1 protein-coding gene is annotated in these 680 nt (G+C 71.2%); it reads left to right on the top strand.

Going from position 1 to position 680, the window contains the following annotated elements; genetic code table 11:
• On the top strand, positions 1–680 hold a 680-nt coding region (locus VV867_RS31045; RefSeq protein WP_328568451.1), incomplete at both ends, for an L-serine ammonia-lyase.

Genomic DNA, 680 nt, shown 5'->3' with positions numbered 1-680 from the left:
GGCCTCAAGGCCGAGGGCATCCTCCCCGGCGGCCTCAACGTGCAGCGCCGCGCCGCCCGCCTGCACCGCAACCTGCTGGAGATCGGCAAGCCCAACGTCATCGGCTCCACCCTCAGCGCCATGGAATGGGTCAACCTCTACGCCCTGGCGGTCAACGAGGAGAACGCCGCCGGCGGGCGCATGGTCACCGCCCCCACCAACGGCGCCGCCGGCATCGTCCCGGCGGTGCTGCACTACTACATGCGCTTCAACCCCGATGCCAGCGAGCAGGACGTGGTGGACTTCTTCCTCGCCGCCGCCGCGGTGGGCATCCTGTGCAAGAAGAACGCCTCCATCTCCGGCGCCGAGGTCGGCTGCCAGGGCGAGGTCGGCTCCGCCTGCGCCATGGCCGCCGCCGGCCTGGCCGAGGTCCTCGGCGCCAGCCCCGAGCAGGTGGAAAACGCCGCCGAGATCGGCCTGGAGCACAACCTCGGCCTGACCTGCGACCCGGTCGGCGGCCTGGTCCAGGTGCCCTGCATCGAGCGCAACGCCATCGCCGCGGTCAAGGCCATCAACGCCGCCCAGATGGCCCTGCGCGGCGACGGCCAGCACTTCATCAGCCTCGACCAGGCCATCCGCACCATGCGCGACACCGGCGCCGACATGCACGACAAGTACAAGGAAACCTCCCGCGGCGGCCT

Origin of the sequence: Pseudomonas sp. JH-2 (assembly GCF_036231725.1) — a bacterium.
Taxonomy (GTDB): domain Bacteria; phylum Pseudomonadota; class Gammaproteobacteria; order Pseudomonadales; family Pseudomonadaceae; genus Pseudomonas; species Pseudomonas delhiensis.
The sequence above is the reverse complement of the archived record's forward strand: the minus strand, read 5'-3'. Positions and strand labels throughout refer to the sequence as shown.